The sequence below is a fragment of the Thermogemmatispora aurantia genome (genome assembly GCF_008974285.1).
Lineage (GTDB): Bacteria > Chloroflexota > Ktedonobacteria > Ktedonobacterales > Ktedonobacteraceae > Thermogemmatispora > Thermogemmatispora aurantia.
Window position 1 is genome coordinate 393,033 of record NZ_BKZV01000001.1, and the last position, 21,256, is coordinate 414,288.

Genomic DNA, 21,256 nt, shown 5'->3' on the forward strand with positions numbered 1-21,256 from the left:
CCCTATGTCCAGACAACAGGATTCTACCTCTTAGGCAGTCAGGATGATGAGAAGAATATATCATAAAAGCCGAAAAGCGTCGAGAGGGGGACATACATGGAGAAGTGCGAGTCAGACGGGCGGTTTTTGAAACAGCCTTCATCGTCGCACTTCTCCTTCGACACTGCCTCTTACTTTCTCCCTTTACCCGCTTAGCAAGGGGATTAGGCGACGCTGACCTGAGCCAGGATGCGATCGATCTCGCTCTTCAGGCGCAGCGGATGGGGACCCACCAAGCGGGCTACCTCTCGACCATCTTTGAAGACAATCAGCGTTGGGACGGCCTGGATTTGCAGACGCATGGGTGTGATCTGGTTCTCGTCGATATCCATCTTAGCAAAGGCCAGCTTCCCCTGATACTCGTCGCTCAACTTCTCATAAGTAGGAGCGAGGGCACGACAGGGGGGACACCAGGTTGCCCAGAAATCGACGATCACTGGCGTCGGAGACTTGAGCACCCGCGCCTCGAAGTCGCTATCGCTGATATGGAACAGATTGGAACGCTCAGCCATTCGCGTGACTCTCTTTCCCTGGAATGGAAATGGGTTTCTTTCTTGCCTTTTGAGGGAAGCAAAGATAGCCTCAAAGGCTTTCAGTTAGAAAAACAATGGCAGCACTGCCCTTATTCCAGAGAGCCAGGCCACCGTTTGATTATACTCAGCGGCGTGAGGCTCTCGCAATAGCCAGGGCCTTGATCGTGACAAGAGTCCTGTTGCCGCACTGACCGAGCTGATGGCTGCTGAGCTGAGTCAGGGCCATCTCCTTTCTGCTCCTCTCCTTCCATCCTCCCAGTTTCACTGCTCGCCTGGCGAGAAGGTCGAGACAGGGCCAGCGCCCCGACACAGTCAACCGGATCGGATCGACTTTGTTTTGCCTCATTGCTCGACCTTCACCAGTCAGTCGGCCTGATTCGCTATGCCCGACCCTCATCTATCATCCAGGCAAGCGCTTGCCAGGGCCGTCTTTGCGCCTCCTGTCTTTGTTAGCGATTGCTGCGGTTCCCTCCTTGCAGGATCATGAGGAAGCGCAGGATGTAGAGGAAGAGGTTCATCACCGTCACAAAGATGGCGACGGTGAGCATGATGGCGTTCGGCAGGGTATCGGCCAGATACTTGGCGCGCTGTACATAGTAGAGCACATAGCCGCCGAAGATCGCGATGCCGACAATGGAAATCAGCAGGCCACCCAGGCCCGTGCCGAAGAGGCCGGGCAAGAAGAGACCAATGATGCCCGCCACCAGCAAGAGAATCACGCCGAAGAAGAGGTACTTCCCCAGGCCAGAGAAGTCACGGCGCGTGGTCCAGGCATAGGCGGCCAGCCCCAACGAGGACAGCGCCGTAATCAAGAAAGCCTCACCGAGAATATTCCCCATACCGGCCCCCGTGAGGGCCATCACCAGGGGTGCCAATGACATCCCTTCCAGGAAAGTGAACAGGTAGAGCAGGAAGAGATTGAGCCCATGGACATTGATCGCCAGCTGCAGGATAAACAGGACGACCAGGCCACCCAGGGCAACCAGCAGGTAGGCTCCCAAGCCGGCAACCTGAGCAAAGAAGGAGATACCGACAAAGGTACCGATACAGGCCACCAGGAAGGAGATGGCCAGCAGCAACATGACCTTGCTAACCAGGCTCCCCGCCCGCTCATTAACGTAAGGAATCGTCTGGTAAGGGTAGGAGCCAAGCCAGTTATTGCGCTCTCCTCCCATACCAAACGGTGAATTATAGCGTGGATTATACATGCTTCACCTCACTCAGGGAAACAAGCTGCTTCCGCTGCCACTCGGCTCCGCTGCGATGCGCTTGGGACACAGTCTTTACAGTCTTTCCGCGCGGCGATAGCCAGAGCCGCTGCCGTTTCTTGCTTCCTCCTTCATCAAGATATTACGCAGCCGTGGGCCTGAAGTTGTACACTCCCTCCCTCCTTTGCTCTCTGCCTTCTCCTTCTTCTCCCTTTTCTTCAGGCTCAGCACGGATCTTTTCTAGAAAAGGAAACGCCCGGCAGGGCGGATTTATTTCGAGGATTCACGCCCCTCTGCCGGGTTCTCGGCCTCTGCACTGCGCGGCTTGAAGGAGGATTCGGCGATATTGGTGATATCGCAAGGTGGATGGTTACTATCGGCATGCCAATAGAAACTGCTCCCCAGAGGCTTGTAGAGAAGACCCCCACAGCGGGGGCAGCGACGCAGTGTCTCGTTCTCCTGATCCTGACTCGTCGGCATAAATCCCTCACTCCTTCAGATCAGTGCGCAATAGGAGCCTGAGAACAACACCTGACTGTAGGGGAGAGGAAGCAAGTATACAGATACGCTGCCGGACTAGCAGCCGGGGGAAGCCAGCTGAACTGAACCGGTTCCATCCATCAATCCTTTCTTCCTCTCGCCCATCTACCCCCGTGAAGCCAGGGCGATCACCCAGGACCAGCGTACGGCCTGGCAGGCGACGGATTGTGCGTTAGGCTTCCTTCCCTCCTCTTCCCCCTCTCCTTTCTGGTTCCGCCTGCCTGTCCTCTTGCTCACCTACCACTGCTATGGCACTGACATGACTTGCCCCAGGCCGAAGCTCCAGGCAAGGTGATCTCTCACCAAGCTGGGGGATTCCTTCCGCTCTGCCTACGCTTTTGATCAGCCAGCTATCCATTCTTACTTATTCGCACTCGGCTCTACTAACCAGCCGAGGAAGCCAGCTTTGCCAGCTGCCGACTTCCATATGCGAGTGACTGGTTAGCACCTCAGTACAGAGTCAGGCCAGGCTTTGCCCAGCTGTGGACGATGAGCCAGACAGGCCAGGCACTTGCCTGCCCGATCTGTGCCCCTTCAGTGAGGGTTAGCCGGGAGTAGCGGCCCGAGCCGGCGCGGCGGCATAGGGTAAGACAAGATAAGGTGGGCAGGGCAGGGACAGCCAGCGCCCACCTCACCACCTGCGGCGACTCACTGGCTTACATGACGCTCCAGACGCCACAGATCTCGCAATAGGCCACACCAACCTCGCCGAAGGCCTTGCTGCGTGTCTCCCAGCGATCGTAGACGACAGCCAGGGAACCGCAGTTCCAACAGCGGGCGCGTCCACCAGCCTTACTTTCGCTTTCCAGGCGGCGCAGCAGCTGGCTGCGCGCCTCTTCGGCTCCGGTATAGCTGGGATTATAGGCCAGATGCAAGAGGTTGCCCAGCGGCAAGGTAATCTCATGGGATGGGGCCGGAGGTGACGGTTGTTGGAAGGTTGCCACTGGACCAGGGGCACTGGTGGGAATCGCCGCTGCCGGTCGACGGAAGTACTCACGAGCCGTACGACGGCCCCCTTCCGCAGGCACAGCAGGGAGATAGTCGGGGCCTTGCCGCTCGCTTGGCGGACGTTCACCATTGGCCACCGGTGGAGTTCCTGGGCCGGCGGGTGTGGCGAGTGCTTCACTGGGCGGGAACGGCAGCGAGATAGCCTCTCCCGACTGCGTGGGAGCCTGTGCTCCCTGGCGGGGAGGCGCTGCCGATGCCTGCTCACCATCCAGCGGTACAATGGGAGCCTGCTCCGTTGTCAGTGGCTCGGCTGCAACCTCCTCTCCTTGCTCCGCCACATGGTTATGGTTGTCGTTCTCCGGTTGCTCTGGTGGATTCGCGCGTCTGCGCCTCGTTACTGGCATAGGGGCAGCTCCCTCAATAAAAGTTCTTTTCTCCTCGATGATACATGCACCTGCATTATATCACAGCCCTTTCAGTCCCTCAAGCAGATCGATGGTCTGCCCGCCCCTGACGTTGCCAGGCGACCAGCACGCTCCGCTTCCTTCCTTTTGCCTCCTCGGCTCAGCCCCTCTACCTCTTGAAGAATTCGGCATTGATTTTGATAAAATGCCTCCACTCATCAGGCACCGCCGACTCTTCAAAGATGGCGTTGACCGGGCATGCCGGCTCACAGGCGCCGCAGTCGATGCACTCATCGGGATTGATGTAGAGCTGCTCGCTCTCCTCAAACCCCTCTTCGTTCGGTGTTGGATGAATGCAATCTACCGGGCAGACATCAACACAAGAAGCATCCTTCACGCCAATGCACGGCTGAGTGATCACGTAGGGCATCCAACATTCCGGCGCATCAACCCCTGCCTACGCCATAGCACGCTCGGCCTGTAAGCAGGAAGGGGGAACAGCGCCGCCTCCTTTTCCTCTGAGATGAGCTTGATCCGAGCTGGGGCCTGTGCGTCTTCCTCGCAGCAAGAAGGTTTGGCAGTCAGCAAGCAAGCAATCAGGCCCCGCGTGTCTTCTCGAGCTCGCGGTCAGCGCCCCCCTGAGCTTCTCAGTCCATTCAGAGAGCGCGGGCGCCTCGTTGCTTTGCTGACTCTCTCTGGCAATGGAACCGCCCGGTATGGGGTCGGCGCCGCCACAAGTCTGACTTTCCGGTTGTTGCTTTGAGCCTGCCCATAGGGCTGCCGTTGTTTTGCTGACGATTGCTATGCTCAATGGACAGGCACCGATTGTAGCCTAGTTCAGTATAGAAGGTTGGCAACTCGATGTCAATTCCAGATCACTGCTTTTCCGCGCCTGTGCCGCCCTTCGCAACATCGGTCTGGCTCTCTCTCACAGCTGCCTCACAGTGCGTTTTCTGCAGGATGCAGGACAGTGTGCGTTGAGGAGGGTTTGCCCGCTCTGCAGCCAGGATGCTCACCAACGGCAGGGCTACCGCAGCCCTCTAGCAGAGCACCGCCAACCCGGAGCTTCGGGTGAAGACAATGATGGTTATGGTCAGTCGAGATTGGCGGGGGCAACTCACATCTTGCCAAAACGGCTGTGATCCTTTAGAGTATTGGCATGGGTCAGCTTCTAGATCAGCTGAATTCAAGGCCCGCGGAGCGGCCTTCGCTGCTCTTACTCACCCCAGGGGAGTGGCAGGATTATGCGCTGTTGGATAGCGGGGCAGGAGCCCGCCTGGAACGCCTTGGCCCCTACCGCTTTGTGCGTCCCGAGCCACAGGCCCTCTGGCAGCCTGCTTTGCCACGCAAGCTCTGGGAAAAGGCCGACGCCATTTTCGTGAGCGGTTCCCCGCTGTCGGAAGATCAAGAGCAGCATGGGCGCTGGCAGTTCCGTCATCCTCTTGAGCCGCGCTGGATGGTCCGCTATAAACATCTGAGCTTCTGGGCCGCTCCTACGCCTTTCCGTCACCTGGGGGTCTTTCCTGAGCAGGCCAGCCATTGGAACTGGCTGGCAGAGCTGGTGAGCGCTGCGGTCCGTCGGCGCCCAGTACGGGTGCTGAACCTTTTTGGTTATACGGGTCTGGCTTCTCTGGCCGCTGCCAGCGCTGGAGCCAGTGTGACCCACGTCGACGCCTCGAAGAAGATTCTGGAGTGGGCACGCGCCAATCAGACCCTCTCTGGCTTGAGTTCTCGTCCGATTCGCTGGATCGTGGATGATGCTTTGAAGTTCGCTCAGCGCGAGGTGCGCCGCGGCTCGCGCTACGATGGGGTGATTATCGATCCGCCGAAGTTCGGTCGCGGCCCACGTGGTGAGGTCTGGAAGCTGCAGGAGTCGCTTCCGACACTGTTGCAGACCTGCCGCTCGCTCCTGAGCGAGGAGCCGCTCTTCGTGGTGCTGACCACATATGCGATCCGCTCCTCGGCTCTCAGCTTATACTATGCTCTGGAGGAGATGATGCGCGGCTACGGTGGTACGATTACGACTGGCGAGATGGTCCTGGTGGAGGAAAGCGCTCAACGCTTGCTGTCAACAGCGATCTTCGCCCGCTGGAGCTACGACCCACAGCGACCCTAAGTGATGCTTTGCCTGGATGGCGGAGAAGTTGCTCTCCGTTGTGTCTTCTCCTCTTGCTTGACAGGGAGCCTTCCATTGGCTATACTTTTGTTGCTTTTCCGGTCCGGTGTAGGCCCGCTCATTGTTTGACCTTGAAAGGAGGCCCCTGGTGATGAAGAGACAGTGCACCCTTCGGCCTGGTCAGGCGCAGGCGATTCATCCCACGGTGGCCAGCCCGGCTCTCTCTCCCTTCAGGCAGCCAAAGCCGCTCGCTTTCTCTGCTGCCTGCTGTCCACCTCATCGTTGAACCCTTTCAGCGTCTGCTCTTCTCTTTCTCTCTTTCTCCTGGATAGCAACCGCTTTCGCTAGCGGTCTGCAGACGCAAGACCTGCTCTTGTCCCGGCCCGGTCTCCAAGGCCAACGTCAAGGAGCAGGACTTTTTTTGTCTTTTATGATCATCTACTACACTTCAACGGAGAAAGGAGCTTCCATGATGTCTTTCAGCGGGTTATCCCCCGCCGATCCGCAGTATGTGCGCGATCTGGGCGATGGCCTGCGATTGCGCTGGTCGCGCGCCGAGGATGCTGAGGAGCTGGCACGGCTGGAGTGTGAGGTCTTTTTGAATAGGCCGACAGAGCCTCTTAATCAGCCCCTGGCCTGGCATGTGCGCGAGTTGCTCAGTGACAGTCACCCACTGATGGGAAGTGGCGATTTTGCGCTGGTAGAGGACAGGCGAGGCGGTGGCAATCGCGTGGTGGCTTGCGCCTGTCTTTGGCGCCAGTTCTGGGATTACGAGGACGTCCGCTTGCTGGTGGGGCGTCCTGAGCTGGTGATATCTGATCCTGACTATCGCCATCGCGGCTTGATTCGCGCGCTTTTTGGGCTGCTCCATGCGCGCAGCGAGGCTGAGGGCGCTCTGGTGCAGGCGATTACGGGTATTCCCTACTTTTACCGTCAGTTCGGTTACGAGTATGCGCTGGAGCTAGATGGTTATCTGACCTTGCCAGTGGCTCTGATTCCACCGGCTCCCGATGATGGTCGGGAACCGGTGCGATTGCGCGATGCGACCCTGGAAGATCTGCCAGCCATTATGGCGCTCTACGAGGCTCGCCGGCAGCAGGGTGAGCTAGCGGTGTCGACGCCGATCAGTGAGAAGTGGTGGCGCTACCAATTGACGCACTGGCAGGACTGCCGCACGGGTGAGCACTGGCATGTTCAGGTGATGGACAGTGAGCGCGAGGACTTTCTCGGCTTTCTGGTGATGCCGACCATGCGCTGGCGCTCGGCAGTGCCGGTGATGCACTGCTTTGAGGTAGTACCCGGGGTCGATCTGTTCTGGCTGTTGCCCCCTGTGCTGCGGGCCATTCTGGCCAGGGGCCGGCAGATGCCGGTACGTAGAGAGCCAGCTGAGATTGATCACTTGCGCTTTTATCTGTCCACTGAGCACCCGATCCGTGCGGCATTACTGCGCCTGCCCAATCGCTATGGCGAGCCGCTGGCGGTGCGGAGTAGCCGCCCTTATGCCTGGTATGTCCGTGTGCCTGATCTGGCGGTCTTCCTGCGTCGGGTGGCCCCAGTACTGGAGCATCGGCTGGCCCGTTCGCCGCTGGCCGGCTATAGTGGGAAATTGAGCCTACACTTCTATGGCCGCGAGCTGCTGCTGCATTTTCAGGCGGGTCAGCTGGAGAGAGTACAAGAGTTGAAGCCTGCCTTTGACTACGAGCAGGCTGATGCGGCTTTTCCGCCACAGGCGTTTCTGCCGTTGCTGTTTGGTTATCGCAGTCTGGATGAGTTGAGCTACGCCTTTCCCGATATTGAGGTGAAGCCGACGGCGGAAATGCTGCTGCAGACGCTCTTTCCTAAGCGGCCTTCGTGGGCCACACCGCTGGGATAGGATTTTCTGGGCCTTGTGGTAGGGAGAGGGCCAGGGCAGACAGCTGGTGAGCGAGCGAGTGGTTGGACTGCTCGTTCACCAGCTGTCTGCTCCTGGGTGGGTTCAGGCCACTTCGAGCACGCCCTGGGCGGTTTGTTCGATCAGGAGCCGGATGACCTGGTCGATGGTGCCGGTCTGGCGATAGATGGCGATCTGGCGATCGGCGCCGGTTCCACGGGGATCAGCTAAGAGGGCACGCAGATAGGCCATTTCCCGCTGGCTACCCAGCTCCTCGGCTACGTCGGCGACGAAGTCAAGGAGTTCGCCAATGGCCTCGCGCATGCTCAGGCGGCGGTGATTGGGGAAGTCGAAGTAGGTGGCATCCAGCCCATCGCGCATGGCCAACCATTTGTTTTCTTCGATGTAGAGGCGCGGCAAGACGACGGTGGTGACTCCCTGCTGGTAGAGGAGGTAGAGCTTGGCCACGAGGGCCTGGCAGAGAGCGGCCAAGGCAATGGTATCTTCCAGGGTGGCTGGCATATCACAGATGCGGAATTCGAGGGTGTCAAAGAAGGGATGGAGGCGGATGTCCCACCAGATGCGCTTGCCATTGTCGATGGCACCGACTTCGATGAGGTCGTCGACATAGCGTTCAAAGTGGGCCAGGCTGGGCAGGACTTCAGGCAGGCCGCTGCGGTTGCAGCGTTTCCAGACGACGGAGCGGTAGGATTTGATGCCAGTCAGCCTGCCTGCCCAGAAGGGTGAGTTGGCAGAGAGCGCCAGCAGATGGGGCAGCCAGAGGCGAGCCTGGTTCATGACGGCAATGGCCACCTCACGGTCGGGAATCCCGACATGGATGTGCAGGCCAAAGATGAGCAGCGAGCGGCCTACGTCCTGCTCCTCTTCTTCCAGCTCTATGTAGCGCTCGCGTTCGGTACGCTGCTGGTCCTGCCAGCGAGCCGTGGGATGGGTGCCCGCGCTGATAGGTACCAGGTCTTCTTTGGCCAGAACCTCGATGAGACGCCGGCGCAACTCGCACAGCTCTTGTCGGACGGCGGCGATATCGGCACAGACCGGGCTGATAATCTCGACCGTTGAGGCATGCATTTCGGGCTTGATCTGCTCGCCAAAGAGGGTTTGACCTTGCTCCAGGACGCGCTCGATGGCACCGCACAGTTGACCACTACAGCGCTCAACAAGCTGAAATTCTTCCTCTACGCCAAGAGTGGGACGATAAAGGGCTGAACGACCTTTCATACGTGATCCTTTGCTCTTCAAAGCGACAGGTCCGGCAGAGGTGGCTCCATCGACACGCAACGCCTTCAAGACGATCCTTTCGAATTATACTCTATTTTCTGTCCGGGATGCGACGAGCAGCACCTTGTCCCTGGGACGAGGCGAGGAGGGCGAGCACTGCCTACGCCAGGCCCGGGCAGGGAAGCGGGTAGACCAGCAACCAAGCATACAAGCCGAGCCATCCACCGGCGTCGGGGCCAGTCTGGGTTTAGAATCGAGCAGGCCCAATATAGAGTTGTGAGCAGGCGATTTCGCTGCCCTCTTCTTCCACGTAGAGGCCAATGCTGCCGTTGACAGGGGCAGAAGGAGCAGAATCATGCAGCGGTGTAGAAGAGAGTCCCTGTCCGTTAATAAAGAAGCGCAAGAGGGGACCATGAGCATCGACCTCGAGGGTATTGACGGCCCCCGGCCCGATCAGCAAGCTGGGAGCTGGTCCTTCGGCCAGCGTCGTCCAGCGTCCGCTGTAGCGCCAGACGGCATACGAGCCACCACCCCAGCTGGCAACGGCAAAAACGTAATAGCGTTGCTGGTCGCTACTGGCCCGGAAGACCACGCCATAGTAGTCGGCGTCGTTGTGGGAGCCACGCACCTGACGCACGTTGACGGCCAGGTGAAAATCGTCGAAGTGATGGCGGGCGTAGAGCGCAAGAGCGCTGGTTCCCGGTGTGGTATTGAGGAGATAATACTCTCCATCGGCAAAGAAGGCGCTAGTGCTATGAGGCCAATCGCTGGCTCCAGTCAGCAGTTGATCGGGAGCGGTGAGGGCCAGCGTGGGCTGAGGGGGAGAGAAGCCAGAGGTTGACAGGCTGGCGCTGGCGCCGTTTCCTGGTCTTGTGCGGGCAGCATGCAAGGCGTAGGCGAGCGAGCTGGAGCAGAGCAGGAGCAGCAAAAGCAGGGTCAGCAGCAGGATCTTCCATCTACCGCTCACGCTGGAGGGAATGGGCAGCGCTTCCAGGCGCCGAACGAGTGGGAAAGGGAGCCAGGCCGGCAGGAGCAGGCCATGTACGCTCAGGCGGAGACGGGCAGGTGTCTCTGGGCCAGCGATCGCCTGCTGGAAGGCCTCGCTCAAGAGCTGGGCGGAGGCAAAGCGCTCCTCGGGAAACTTGGCCAGGGCCTTACGCAGAACATAGTCGACCTGGGGCGGGATACGTGGATCAAGCTCGCAGAGGGCAGGAGGTGGCTCGTGGACGTGCAGCAGGGCCAGCGCAATGGGGGAATCGGCCTGGAAAGGGGGACGTCCTGCCAGCAGATAGAAGAGGGTAGCGCCAAGAGCATAGATGTCAGCGCGGTGATCAACTGGCTCATTGAGGGCTTGCTCGGGGGCCAGGTAATCAGGAGTGCCTAGAGGGATAGACATGGCGGCAGCCTGCTCGCTGGCTGGCGCTTCCTCAACATGGCCCTCGTTCGGGAACGCGTCCTGTAGCAGGCGAGCAATGCCGAAGTCGCAGAGGAAGACGCGCCCTTGCTCATTGAGCAGAATGTTTGCGGGCTTGACGTCGCAGTGGATGTAGCCGCGCTGATGAGCGTAGTCCAGGGCGGAAGCGATTTGTTCCACATAGGTGGCGGCCTGCTCTAGGGGGAGAGGGCCGTGGCGACGTACGTAGTGGGCCAGGGTGCCGCCAGCCATATAGGGCATGACCAGATAGGCGAGGCCGGCCTCCTCGCCCCAGGCGTAGATAGGCACAATGTGCGGGTGCTGCAAGCGGCTGGCCGCCTGGGCTTCTTGTAGGAAGCGGCGTTGGAGTTCGGTGTAGGCCGTTCTCGTTAGATGGGTGCGGGGGAGAAAGACCTTCAGGGCCACAGGGGTGGAAGGGGTTGTTGAGTCATTGCAGCGGGCTAGATACACGGCGCTGCTTCCGCCGTAGCCAAGCAGCTTTTCGAGCACATAGCCCCCGAGGGTCTTTCCGAGCAGCTCCTGACCCCTGCTGTGCAACACTTCGCAGCACCTCTTTCCTTCGCCACTGCCTCGCCGGTGGCGGCCATGCCATCGGCGCGAGGCGGGCAAGTCATGCTTGCTTGGGATTTTCCCTGTCTTTGTCGCTTCTCGCTCGCTAGACTAGCAGCTCTGCCGAGGCGGCGAGGTGAGAGCGGGCAGACAGGGGGCGGCCTGGATCGGATCTGCTGAGATTCTTCAGGCAGTCCGGCCCAGGCCCTAGCTAGACCAGGGCACGTGAGTCGCCTCCTCTAGAGGCAGAACTCACCATCGCGCATAATTAGGCGTCCGTCGACCTCGATGGTGCAGGTTGTCGGCACGACATCGACGTGAATGCGGGCATCCCAGTCAGCCCCGGTGTACTCTGGATACGGATTGCCAAAGGCGATATGCAAGCCGGGGATCTTCTCATCCTGGAGCAGATTGCCAACCGGCTGCTTGAGGCTGATGAGAGTACCGATGGCGAACTCTCCCACGCGGTTGCCGTTGGGAACGGAGAAGAGATAATCGCGCAGCTCCTTGGCAACTGCTGTATCTTCGCTGGTGACCTCGGTGGCATAGCCATTCTTGATGGTGATGCGCACAGGATGCTTGAGGACGCCATACCTGGCGGAGAAGAAGTCACCGAGGACGTCGCAGACCACCACGCCGTTGACATCGGCAGGGGCAGTAAAGACCTCACCTTCGGGCAGGTTGCCCCATTGCCCTTGCTCGTGATAGCGTCCGTGACAGGGAATCCACTTCCAGTGCTTATGGAAGGTCGCGCTCAGATCGCTGCCTTTGGCTGAGGTCACGTGGATGCGCTCGGCCTGGCGCACGATCTCATAGACCTTGTTGGTGATCTCATAGACCTGGTCGTAGTCGGCACACATGCCTTCGGCCATCAGGCGCTCATCGATGCCCGGCATGTGACCGTGCCGGACACGCAGCTCCTGGGTCAAAAAGGGCAGCAAGGGAATGCGGAAACCGATCTCGCCAGGGCGAGTTGTAGCAATGTAGAAGGTGACAGTGGGATGAAACTGCTGCAGGTCCTGGCGCAGGCTCTCGGGGAAGCTTGTCAGGGGCCGTTTGCCGTAGTGCTCCAGAAAGTGCACGCTGACAGCGGCATGGCGATCAAGGGCCGCCGCTGCCACCCGGCGGGCGATCGCCCCGCGTTCATAGTCGGTCAAGATAAAGAGTCGGTCGGTGGCCGCCACCCCCATACAATTAAGAGCATTCTCGGCTCCACGCTGTACCCGTGCCTCGAAATTAGAGTCGCTCTGGATATTGGTGATCGCTGGCTGACTCATGATTCTGCGTTCCTGCCTTCTTCCTTCACTAATCTCACGACACTCTTCTTGCTGTCTCTACGCTCTCTAGAGAGAACGCTGAGAAGTCCCCCGATTCTCTCACCCATCTCCATCCTCCTCTCATCCCTGGACAGGCCGCGCTGCGGCGGTCTGGCGGCTGCGCGCGGGATGCTCTGGAAAGAGAGACGCCGCCGCTCCAGCGAGAGTAACGTCTCTGGGAAACGACGGTGAGGAGGTGCTCTCCGTTTCCAGTATAGCGAGAAGGTGAGAACTACCGATGCAAGGCGTTGTTATACTCCATACAGAAAGACAGAGCCTGCTTGTTCTGAGGTGAAGCGGAGAGGAGCGGCGACAGGTGGGCAGCGAACGAGAAGGAGCAGACCAGTGAGTGAAGACTTTCGCATGACCGATGTGGTGAGCTATCTCACGCGGCTAGGACTGCGCGTCGCCAGCGTGGACGAGCGCCAGGGAGTGGCTGAGCTAGTTTTTCACGACGAGTTGGGGCAGTGGCAACTGCTGATCATCTTGCAGGCCGGCCCACCGCTGGGAAGAAGACTGCTCTTTATTGTGCCTCATCTCAGTATTCTGCCGCAGCGGCGGCGCCGGAGCTGCCTGGAGGCGCTGATGAGCCTGAACTATACGCTGCCGCTCGGACGCTTCGGCCTGGATCTGGAGGATGGGGAGGTGCGTTTCAGCGCCAGTGTCTATCTGGGCGAGGAGCGGCTCTCGTTACCAGCCTTCCGGCAGCATCTCGAAGGGGTCATTCAGACGATCGTCATCTATCACAGCCTGCTGCCGCGCATCATCTACGGGCATTGTACGGCTCGGGCTGCGCTGACTGCCTGCGAGCAGGCTTTTCTAGAGAGCTACGAGGGCGAGCGCCTTTTCTGGCAGGAGAGGCCCGGCAGCGAGCAAGGGCAGACCCAAGACGAAACAGAGACTGACGCCTCGCCTTCCGCTCCCGAGCTAGATGCCGCCGAGGTGCTGGCGGAGATCAGGCGTATGCTGCAGGAGGGCCAGGGCCAGGAGCGCGATGACAACCTCGACTGAGCATTCTTTGGCAGACTGGGCCGGCGGCTGCGCAGACACCACTGCGGCGGAAGCCAGGCTACTACAGCAGGAGTTTGCTCCCCGCTCACTCGATCAGCAGCCTTCTGCTCAGTTAGAAGGTCTGTTTACTCTTATTCGAATAATGCCCGTTGAGACGTGAACGCAAGGGAGGATAGGGCGGCTCATCCTCATCGTCTTCAAGGGGGACCTCGGGCGCCATCTCCTCTAGCTGATTCAGCTGCGAGGGGTCCAGCTTGATTAAACGATCTGCCGTCTCTGTACCTGTGCCTGTGCGGCGGACAGTATTGAGGCGTTTACCGATCTCCAAAGCGGCCCAGGCAAGAATGAGGGCAGCCACAATAAAGCCGATATAGCCCAGAACAGTCTCGTCCATTTGGCCATCTGTTGCGGCACCTCCTCCTCTGAACAGACCTTGTTCCTGGAAACAGAGAGAGGCGCCGCCTCCTTCCCACGTGATTACTGTGCTGCCAGCGTCAGCTCTCCCCCACCAGAGAGGGTAGCGGCACCAGGAGTCACTGGTTGTAGTCTACCCAGGGTAGCCCCGGCACGTCAAGCCAGAGATAGCCATCCCGGCTATCCCCAGATCAGCGGTAGGGGAGAGAGAGGACATACGGCAGTGCAACGCCCGGCGGAGGCCGGCCAGGGGTAGACCCTGGAGCCAGCCCACTCCGCTCAGACAGTTGTGATGGAACCATCGGCGTTGACGCGAATCATGATCTGCGGGAGCGGGGTCGTGGCTGGACCCTGGACAACACTCCCCTTCTTGGCCGGATCAAAGATCGCACCATGCGCCGGGCAGACGAGCAAATGGGTGGCCGGGTCATAGTTGACGGCCACTCCCTCATGCGTACAGCTTCGCGAGTAAGCCGCAAAGGAGCCACCCGGCAGGTGAATGAGCAGCCCCTGCTTGCCATCGGCGGGATTGGTAAAGGCCTGGGCTGAGTTCAGCGCCAGGGAGGTGGTGCCGATGACCTTGCCATTCTGCTTGGTATTGGAGCCGTTCGTGGTCTGACCGGTGGTAGACTGCTGGCCACTGGTCTGCTGCTGGCCAGTGGTGGAACCAGAGGAGGTGGCCATGTTGCCACTCTGGTTGGTATGGAAGAGGCCACTCAGCAACGATTGGGCCGCCGAGGTTTTGATAGCCAGACCCAGGCCAGCCGCGGCCAGGCCACCGCCGGCGAGCAAAGCCACTACCTGACGCCGGCGCCGCTTGCGGCCACGCCGTGTGCTCACGGGGATCTCGGCAGCAAGCGGCGCCTCTTGCGGCAGCAAGCGGGCGTGGACCCGCTGCTCTGAGCGCCGCTCTGGTGGGGCAGGCAAGACGACGGGCGCGGGATCGGCGCTGCCAGCCGCGGGGGGCAGCCTGACAGGGGCTGATGGTGCAGCTGTCTGGGCTGGCGCGGCGCGCTTGAGGGCATAGTCTTCGGGTCGCCCGGACCACCAGGCAAAGCTGTCGAGGTCGGCACTGTTGCCGCTGGGAACAGGCATTGGCGGCGCTGGAGGCATGGGAGGCACAGCCTGCGGCAGGGTACCGGGCAACGAGACCATCTCTCGCCTGGCTCCATTCGTCGGCGCCGCTCCAATGGCGGGCGCCTCTTTCACCAGGGGCAGGGGCTGGTCCTGCCAGGCAAGCCCGCCAGCCAGAGGACCAGTGGTCGGTAGCTCTCCGCTGCGCTTGACACTCGGCAGGCGCCCTGTGATGATGGGAGGTCGCAGCTGCCAGTGGCTGCCGGAGCTGGTTAGCTCATCTTCCTCAGCCAGCTGGGTCTGGAGCTGAGCGATGCTGGCAGCTACGGGGGCAGCGGCAGCGGCGGCAAAGCTGCGCTCTCGTCGCAAGGCGCGCGCGTAGGCCGTGACAAAGGCCTCCGCTGAGGGGAAGCGGCGCGCCGGGTCGCGCGCCAGAGCTTGCGAGAGCACTTCATCGATCTCTGGCGGCAGGGAAGGACAGAGATTGCGGAGGGCCGGCACTGGTTGCTTGACATGCTGAAGGGCGATCTCCAGCGAATCGTTGCCGGTGAAGGGTGGCTTGCCACTGAGCAGCTCATATAAGATGATGCCCAGGGCATAGATATCGGCACGGGCATCGACCTGCTGCTGACCGAGCACGACCTCTGGGGCCAGATATTCAGGCGATCCGAGGAAGGTCCCGGCCAGATTGAGCAGATGGAGATAGGGATGCTCGACGCGCCGCACGCCCCGTAGCTGCAAGAGATCGACAAGGCCAAAGCCTGCCACCGTCACATGATGCTCGTCGCCCTGGAGCACGATGTTCGCCGGCTTCAAGGCCCGGTGCACGATGCCTCGGGCGTGGGCATAGTCCAGCCCCGCCGCCACCTGCTGGAGCACCTCCAGGGCATAGGAGGGGGCACAGCGCCCGTCGCGTTTGAGGACGTGCGCCAGCGAGCCGTCGGTGACATAGGGCGAAATCAAGTATGGATAGCCGAGCTGCTCGCCAAAGTCGTAAATCGGCAGAATATGCGGGTGATCAAGTTCAAGCAGGGCCGTCGCTATCTGGGTAAAGCGCCTGATGAAACGGTTACGCGCCCGTACTGAGAAGTCTTCTGGGATAATGATGGCAGTGACGGCCACCGGCAGGCCACTCACAGAGTGCCGGGCCAGATAGACGGCACTGACACGACCTTTGCTCAGCAGTTGCTCAACACGGTACCCTCCCACCATCTGCCCCACCAGCAGATCTTCTTGCTGCGTCTCGTACATAGCATCTCCGTTCTCCGAAACTGTACCCATCGCTCGCTGGACGGGTCAGAGACAGTGTCCGGTACCTGTCGCGCGAGGGGCTGGCGCCCCGCCCGCAGCAGAGAGCAGCACACGGGGCCGCTCGCTCCTCCCCACAGGCAGCTCTTCAAGGCACATACCGCAGACCCTGCTCGCCCGCCTGGGCTGCGCCAGGGTCCTGGCCGCAGAGCGGCCCGCGGACCGACTCAGCGTCCACCATAGCGGCGCATGGGACCTGAGCGCTGTGCCTTGATGGCGTGTGTTCACGGCTCCGACGTAATGAGCTTACAAAGTATATCAGGGCGAGTCAATCTGTTGCGCCTCATGTAGGACTTGTGGGTTATTCCCGCAGGATAATCATCACCAGCCCGTGCCGCGAAGCCCGGCAGGCCGCGAGGCACGGGCAGACAAGGAGCGGTCAGGCCACCTCGTCCGCGAACGTCTGGAGATCTGGCCCGACCTGCCCTTCCCCTAACTGACCAGCCGACCCGGCCCGATAGGGAATCAGCCCCTACGCCAGCGCACAAAGAGACGGGCGATCGGGGGGAGCACGCAGGAACCCGACCGCCCGTGAAGAGCGAAGAGAGAGTGCGAGCCGGGAGGCGGCGGGGGACCGCCTCCCGTACGGGGAAAAGGGGAGGTCACTTCAGTCACAGAACTTGAACATAAGTTCTAGTTTCAGAATACCATAGAAGGAGTGAAAAGTCAAGAGGGGATTCGGCTTTTTGACAGTTTTCTGGCTCGGTTCACTCGTCAGTGAGAGCGAGGCAGTTCCTCCCCAAGGCAGGGCCTGCAGAGATAGGGACTGGGCTGGGCCAGAGCGAACAGAGATGGTACAATGGGCAGAGAAGACGCCGCTCCCTCTGCCTCCGCCTCTGGGATGATGGTTCGGTTCGGCAGGCGAGGCAGTGCGGGTCACTGAGCATGTTTTCCTGTGGGAGCCTTGAATCTGGAGAGAAAGCGAAGTGCCTCGACTATGGCAGATGTACGACCTTTCCGTGGCATACGCTACGCGCCAACGGCGGTGAGCGACCTGGGGCAGGTACTCTGTCCTCCCTTTGATGTGATCTCGCCCGAGGCGCAGGAGCGCTATTATGCGCGCCATCCCTATAATATGATCCGTCTGGAGCTGGGGCGCGAACTTCCCGACGATACCACCCTGAATAATCGCTATACACGCGCGGCGCGGACCTTCGCCGAGTGGCGTAAGGAGGGCGTACTCCGTCAGGACACGGTCCCCAGCTATTATCTGTATCAACAGCGTTTCAGCTATGGAGGCCAGAGTTATACGCGCACGGGCCTGGTGGCGCGTGTGCGGCTGGAGCCGTGGAGCGCGCGGGTAGTGCTGCCCCATGAGCTGACGCTGAGCAAGCCCAAGGATGACCGGCTGCAGCTGATGCGGGCCTGTGCCGCTAATTTCAGCCCGATCATGGCCTGGTACGAGGACCCCCAGGCCCGCCTGCGCCGCCTGCTCCAGCCCTATGCTGAGGGCGCTGAGGTCCAGGCCCACGATGAGCTGGCCGACGAGCATCGCCTGCAGCCGATTACGGACCCGCAGCAGGTGGCGCTGATCCAGGACTTTTTCAGTCAGCGGCAGCTCTTCATTGCCGATGGGCACCATCGCTATGAGACGGCTCTGAGCTATCGTGAGGAGATTCGCGAGCTGCATCGCGGTCTGGACCCGGAAGACGGGGCGAATTTTGTGATGATGGTCCTGATCGATGTGGATGATCCTGGCTTGCTGGTGCTGCCCACACATCGTCTGCTCGCGGGCCTCTCCGCTGAGCAGCTGCAGCGCTTGACGCCGGAGCACCTGGGGCGCTATTTCCAGACTGAGCGCCTGGAAGGCGAGGCGGGTCAGGGCGCGGCACTGATGGCGCGTCTGGCAGAGGCGGGCCAGACAGCCCCTTCCTTTGCGCTGCTGACACCGGAAGGGAGCTGGCTGCTGCGGCTGACGGAGGCCGGGCAGGCGCAGATGGCCAAGAGCGGGCGAGAGCCGGCCTGGAACGCGCTCGACGTGGCGATTGCCCATCAGCTGCTGCTGGAAGAGTTGCTGGGACTGAGCGCGGAGGATGTGCGGGCAGGACGCTATTTGCGCTATACGCATGAGACGGAGGAGGCTCTGGCCGCGCTGCCACGGGGCGAGGCCCAGGCGGTGCTGCTGCTCAATCCGACGCCCGTGCGTCAGATCTGCGAGGTGGCCCGGGCCGATGAGCGCATGCCCCAGAAGTCGACTTATCTGTATCCGAAGCTGGCCAGCGGGCTGGTGATTCATCCACTCTGGTAGGCTTCCTGACCGACTGGGTGTTGCTCTGGCTAGCTGGCTGGGTGGCTGGCCGAGGGACTGCCCGGTCGGCTTTGTTCCGTCTGTTTTGCCTGGTCTGGCCCTGGATTGGCCTACCGATCGCCGATAGCCAGGAAGGATCAGAGCGGAGGCTGACCCGGGCCGATGATTGGTTGCGCACATGCGCGCAGGAGAGGAGCGACGAGAAGCATGACAACGACGCTGATCGCTGCCGCACAGCTTGAGTCAAGTCCTTCGGCGGAGGAAAATCTGGCTAAGGCGCGTTCGGCCATCGCGCTGGCGGCCCAGCGGGGGGCGCGCCTGGTGATTCTGCCCGAGATCTTCATGGCCTATCTCTCGCATGAGGAGTTTACAGCCCCCCATGCCCGCAGGGTAGCGCAGTCGTTGGATGGTCCCTTTGTGAGGGGCCTGCGCGAGGCGGCACGCGCTGCCCAGGTCTGGGTCGTGGCGGGCATGATCGAGACGGCTAGCGAGACGGAGGAGAAGACCTACAATACGACAGTGGTGCTCGATGAGCAGGGGCAGCTGCTGCGTGCCTATCATAAGACGCACATGTTCGATGCCTACGGCTACCGCGAGTCGGACGTGTTTGTGAGCGGCGACCAGCTCTTTGAGCCGCTGGCGACGCCGTTCGGGCGCATGGGACTGTTTGTCTGCTATGAGCTGCGTTTCCCCGAGGTAGCACGCTATCAGGCGGCGCGCGGGGTTGATTTCTTTGTGGTGCCCTCGGGTTGGGTGAACGGGCATTTGAAGGAAGTCCATTGGCGCCATCTGGTGGTGGCGCGCGCGATTGAGAACACGGCCTACATCTTTACCTGCGATCAGGCCGGGCATCAGTTCCTGGGCCGCTCGCTGCACGTTGATCCCCTGGGGGTGGTACTGGCCGAGGGGAGCGAGGGCGAGCAGCTGGTCTTTGGTGAGCTGGATCTCCAGCGCCTGGAGCAGGCACGGGCGAAGGTGCCATCGCTGCAACATCGGCGCCCGGATCTCTACAGCTAGTCTTCCTTTCCTTCCTCTCGCCCGCCTGCTCGCTGTCGGCGCTGGCTGCCAGGTGGGTGCTCTTGCCCGGGTACGCGGGGCCGGCCCGCCCGTCCTTGGGCCGGGTTAGCGCGGCGGGAAGAGGTCGCCTGGCAGCGGCTGTAGTTCGTTGTTGTCGAGCGTCTCCAGCAGCATGCGGAAAGGTCCCTGGCGGATCGAGAGACTGAGGAGGGCGCGGACAAAGGGCTGCTCTTTGAGGGGGAGGCCCGAGCCTGGGTGCAGAGCCGCCGCAACGGCGCGGATCAGGGCTACTTCCTGCTTCCGTCCGGCGAAGGTGAAGAGCTGGCCCTGACGGCGCAGACGGGTCTCGTAGAGCAGGCGCCAGTGGTCATCGATCAGCTCCTCCAGGGCCTGCTCGACGACGGTCTCGAGGGCCTGGCGCTGGTCGGTGGCGGTCTGCTGCTGGTTTTGCTTGTGGCTGCGCCCTCGTCCGCGTGCACTGGCGGGAGGCACGCGGGGGAACTCGATGGTGCCCCAGTAGCGGGCCATAAATGGCTGGATACGCTCCAGTGGCTCGTACATCCAGGAGGAAAATTCGGGCATTTGAAATAGTTCATCGCCCTTTTGGACGAGGGGCAACAGCTCGGGTGAGAAGGGCTGCGGCTCCAGGGCGGTGGCCACGGGCTGGCCCTGATGCTGCTGCATCTCGGCGGAGAGCAGGGGGCGCCAGATAGCGTAAGCGATGGGCAGCTTATGGCGCCCGCGACGGTTGAGGGCGGCGGCCTCGCTGATGAGGGCCAGGCAGTAGGCCGGCGGGACGACGAAGTTGGTGAAGCCCTGGTCGCCCATTTCGCGGACGAGGCGCTGCCAGCGGTCGACGGCCATTTCGTCCGTGCTATAACAATCTTTGATGCCCCACTGGTCCTGACAGAGCAGGTTGATCCCCTTGACGGTCTCTTCAGAGTGCTTCCAGGCGAGCATGATGATCTGGGAGCCGCTGCCATCGATGAAGCTGACGCGCGCTTCGTAGAGGGGGTAGGCGGGACGAGCAGCTTCAGCCAGGGCCTGGGCTTCGGTGCCGGGAGCGGCCTGCATGGTGAGGCGCCCGAGAGCGGCACGGGCGTGCTGCTTGAGCAGGCGGTTCGAGCTGGTGGTGAGCAGGTGGTTGAGGGCGGGAATGGCCTGGGGGGCAGCCAGGCTGCCAAGCTGTTCGAGGGCGTCGATGGTGGCCATGACGACCCGCGTCGACTGATTTTCGAGCAGGGGCAGGAGCAGATGGACGGCACGCGGGTCGTGGCTGCGTCCGAGCCAGTCAACGAAGCCAAGGCGCCGCTCCAGCGGCATGCTGAGGACGTCTTCGAGGACGGCCTCGACTCCTAGCTCGCTCTTGCCAACCAGCTCCAGAAGACGGCTCTGCATCTGGAGCATGGCAGCCTCGGGATCGTTGAGGTATTCGACCAGCCCCTCCTCTGCCAGCTCGGAGTTGAGTTCTCTGAGGACGGGCGCCAGGGTAAGCTTGGCGATGTCGCTGACGGTGGGATCGGTGACAAAGTCTTCAAGTACTTCGCGGTCATCTTCGGTGGCCAGGTGTGAGAGGATATAGACCGCGGTGGAGTGGGCCGCCGGGTCACGGCGGCGCAGCAGGTCCAGTACTTTGTCGCGTGCTCCCGCTGTCCATTCTTCGTCGAGCCGCTCCAGATAGGCATCCATCTGAAGGGGGTCGATGCTGTCGCGGTGACACACGGCGTCGAGGACTTCGTCAATGCTCGGCGATGGCGATTCTTTTCGCTTCTTTGGCATGCCTCTCCCTCTTTTCTCTGCGCTGTCCTCCACTACGGTCGAGGGGATGGGACGACGCTTCTCCTCTTCGCTCTTCACTTGGTTCTCTTGGTCCGCTGAGGCTCTTCTGGCGTCCGCCCACAGGCGGGACCGCTGACTGCGGCTAGGGGTGGTCTGGTTAGCGGCGCCGCGTCGCCTCTTTTTCATGGCCGGTCTTCGTGTGGGTTGC

The 21,256-nt window shown here is 61.2% G+C and carries 16 protein-coding genes; 5 read left to right on the forward strand and 11 right to left on the reverse strand.

The genetic code is table 11. The annotated features are described in order from the left end of the window. Nucleotides 1–203: 203 nt before the first annotated feature. From trxA to KTAU_RS01515, 5 genes are all read right to left on the reverse strand, one after another. Nucleotides 204–551, reverse strand: a complete 348-nt coding sequence (gene trxA / locus KTAU_RS01495; RefSeq protein ID WP_112427948.1) for a thioredoxin — start codon at nucleotides 549–551, stop codon at nucleotides 204–206. Between the two features lie 470 nt (nucleotides 552–1,021). Beyond that, nucleotides 1,022–1,780, reverse strand: a complete 759-nt coding sequence (locus tag KTAU_RS01500; RefSeq protein WP_151726705.1) for a Bax inhibitor-1/YccA family protein — start codon at nucleotides 1,778–1,780, stop codon at nucleotides 1,022–1,024. A gap of 270 nt (nucleotides 1,781–2,050) precedes the next feature. Continuing rightward, nucleotides 2,051–2,260 (reverse strand): hypothetical protein, encoded by a 210-nt coding sequence (locus tag KTAU_RS01505; protein WP_112427955.1) that lies wholly within the window; start codon nucleotides 2,258–2,260, stop codon nucleotides 2,051–2,053. 716 nt (nucleotides 2,261–2,976) lie between these two features. Then, nucleotides 2,977–3,672, reverse strand: coding sequence for a hypothetical protein (locus KTAU_RS01510; protein WP_112427957.1), 696 nt, complete (start codon nucleotides 3,670–3,672; stop codon nucleotides 2,977–2,979). Between the two features lie 169 nt (nucleotides 3,673–3,841). Then, nucleotides 3,842–4,102, reverse strand: a complete 261-nt coding sequence (locus KTAU_RS01515; protein WP_112427959.1) for a 4Fe-4S dicluster domain-containing protein — start codon at nucleotides 4,100–4,102, stop codon at nucleotides 3,842–3,844. 729 nt (nucleotides 4,103–4,831) lie between these two features. Between KTAU_RS01515 and KTAU_RS01520 the strand changes: the two genes are divergently transcribed. Together KTAU_RS01520 and KTAU_RS01525 are read left to right on the forward strand one after the other, a co-directional pair. Beyond that, nucleotides 4,832–5,788: a class I SAM-dependent methyltransferase gene (locus KTAU_RS01520; RefSeq protein WP_151726706.1), complete on the forward strand. Its 957-nt coding sequence runs from the start codon at nucleotides 4,832–4,834 to the stop codon at nucleotides 5,786–5,788. Between the two features lie 469 nt (nucleotides 5,789–6,257). Further along, nucleotides 6,258–7,661 carry a GNAT family N-acetyltransferase gene (locus tag KTAU_RS01525; RefSeq protein WP_170292973.1) on the forward strand — a complete coding sequence of 468 codons (1,404 nt, stop codon included), beginning with the start codon at nucleotides 6,258–6,260 and terminating at the stop codon, nucleotides 7,659–7,661. 102 nt (nucleotides 7,662–7,763) lie between these two features. On the opposite strand, the gene KTAU_RS01530 is transcribed toward KTAU_RS01525, so the two are convergent. From KTAU_RS01530 to KTAU_RS01540, 3 genes are all read right to left on the reverse strand, one after another. Continuing rightward, complete coding sequence (locus tag KTAU_RS01530) at nucleotides 7,764–8,897, reverse strand: carboxylate-amine ligase (protein WP_151726708.1); 1,134 nt, start codon at nucleotides 8,895–8,897, stop codon at nucleotides 7,764–7,766. Between the two features lie 247 nt (nucleotides 8,898–9,144). After that, nucleotides 9,145–10,872, reverse strand: coding sequence for a serine/threonine-protein kinase (locus KTAU_RS01535; RefSeq protein ID WP_170292974.1), 1,728 nt, complete (start codon nucleotides 10,870–10,872; stop codon nucleotides 9,145–9,147). A 248-nt stretch (nucleotides 10,873–11,120) separates the two neighbouring features. Beyond that, on the reverse strand, nucleotides 11,121–12,158 hold the full coding sequence (locus KTAU_RS01540) for an aminopeptidase (protein WP_151726710.1): 1,038 nt from the start codon (nucleotides 12,156–12,158) through the stop codon (nucleotides 11,121–11,123). 384 nt (nucleotides 12,159–12,542) lie between these two features. Here KTAU_RS01540 and KTAU_RS01545 point away from each other — a divergent pair, with 384 nt between their 5' ends. Next, entirely contained in the window at nucleotides 12,543–13,208 is a 666-nt protein-coding gene (locus tag KTAU_RS01545; RefSeq protein ID WP_151726711.1) for a type III secretion system chaperone family protein, read from the forward strand. Between the two features lie 112 nt (nucleotides 13,209–13,320). Here KTAU_RS01545 and KTAU_RS01550 read toward each other — a convergent pair whose 3' ends face one another. Beyond that, nucleotides 13,321–13,602, reverse strand: a complete 282-nt coding sequence (locus KTAU_RS01550; protein WP_151726712.1) for a hypothetical protein — start codon at nucleotides 13,600–13,602, stop codon at nucleotides 13,321–13,323. 299 nt (nucleotides 13,603–13,901) lie between these two features. After that, nucleotides 13,902–15,947 carry a protein kinase domain-containing protein gene (locus KTAU_RS01555; protein WP_170292975.1) on the reverse strand — a complete coding sequence of 682 codons (2,046 nt, stop codon included), beginning with the start codon at nucleotides 15,945–15,947 and terminating at the stop codon, nucleotides 13,902–13,904. A gap of 994 nt (nucleotides 15,948–16,941) precedes the next feature. Between KTAU_RS01555 and KTAU_RS01560 the strand changes: the two genes are divergently transcribed. Together KTAU_RS01560 and KTAU_RS01565 are read left to right on the forward strand one after the other, a co-directional pair. Next, nucleotides 16,942–18,252: a DUF1015 domain-containing protein gene (locus KTAU_RS01560; RefSeq protein WP_151726714.1), complete on the forward strand. Its 1,311-nt coding sequence runs from the start codon at nucleotides 16,942–16,944 to the stop codon at nucleotides 18,250–18,252. A 207-nt stretch (nucleotides 18,253–18,459) separates the two neighbouring features. Beyond that, complete coding sequence (locus KTAU_RS01565) at nucleotides 18,460–19,269, forward strand: carbon-nitrogen hydrolase family protein (RefSeq protein WP_151726715.1); 810 nt, start codon at nucleotides 18,460–18,462, stop codon at nucleotides 19,267–19,269. Nucleotides 19,270–19,374: 105 nt separating this feature from the next. Here the strand turns inward: KTAU_RS01565 and KTAU_RS01570 are convergent, their stop codons facing one another. Further along, on the reverse strand, nucleotides 19,375–21,048 hold the full coding sequence (locus tag KTAU_RS01570; protein WP_170292976.1) for a HEAT repeat domain-containing protein: 1,674 nt from the start codon (nucleotides 21,046–21,048) through the stop codon (nucleotides 19,375–19,377). Between the last annotated feature and the right edge of the window lie 208 nt (nucleotides 21,049–21,256).